This is a genomic window from Hymenobacter terricola (assembly GCF_017921975.2).
Lineage (GTDB): Bacteria > Bacteroidota > Bacteroidia > Cytophagales > Hymenobacteraceae > Hymenobacter > Hymenobacter terricola.
In genome coordinates, this window is sequence record NZ_JAGEMO020000210.1 from 1 (window position 1) to 983 (window position 983).

Sequence of the window (983 nt, forward strand, 5' to 3'; positions counted from 1 at the left end):
ACTTCGCCCTCGAACTGCTCGGTACCCACCGGCCCCACTTCCAGCAACCTGACCAACACCACCGCCACCCTGAGCTGGACGGCTCCCACCGGGGGCCTGCCCGCCGGCAATACCTACGAGCTGGAGTATGGCCTGTCGGGCTTCGCGCAGGGCACGGGCACCAACGTCACGGCCCTCACGGCCAACACCTATGCCCTCAACGGCCTGCTGCCGAGCACGGCCTACTGCTACTACGTGCGCCAGAACTGCGGGCCCACCAACGGCGGCAGCGCCTTCGTGGGCCCCGCCTGCTTCACCACCCCGCTCACCGCCCCGGCCAACGACGAGCCCTGCGGCGCCCTGGGCCTGACCAATGCCGTGCTCACCGGCTCGAACGTGGGCGCCACCACCAGCGCCCAGGCCGGCATCAACCTGCCGGCCTGCTCCTCGGCCCAGCTGCCCAAGGACGTCTGGTTCGCCTTCACCGCCTCGGCCGCCGCCACCACGCTCACCCTGACCGGCCCGGCGGCGGGCATGGTGCGCCTCTACGCCAGCCCCAGCTGCTCGGCCGGGCCGTTCACCTCCGTGTTCTGCGCCTCGGCCGGCGCGGCCAACGCCGGCTTCACCGCCCCGGTTGCGGTGACCGGCCTGACGGCCGGCGCCCGCTACTACGTGGCCGTGAGCGGCTACGGCAGCTCCGACGCCACCGGCGCCTTCACCCTGGCCGCCACCAACGTGCTGGCCGCCAAAGCGCCGACCGCCGCCAACGCCCTGCTCGTCTTCCCCAACCCGAGCAGCACCGGCCAGCTCACCCTCAGCCTCAGCGGCCCGAACGGGACCGGCCGGGCCACCCTGCTCAACGCCCTGGGCCAGGTGGTGCGGGAACAAGCCCTGACCAACGCCGCCGAACAAACCCTGCCCACCCGCGGCCTGCCCACCGGCGTCTACACCCTGCGCGTGGCCCGCGCCGGCCAGCTCCTCACCCGCAAAGTCGTCCTCGAATA

Annotated in this window: 1 protein-coding gene; it reads left to right on the forward strand. The window is 72.7% G+C overall.

Features of this window, described 5'->3' with window-relative positions; translation table 11 throughout:
• Positions 1 to 983, forward strand: a 983-nt coding sequence (locus J4G38_RS28265; RefSeq protein ID WP_226164158.1) for a T9SS type A sorting domain-containing protein, incomplete at both ends; no start/stop codon positions are given.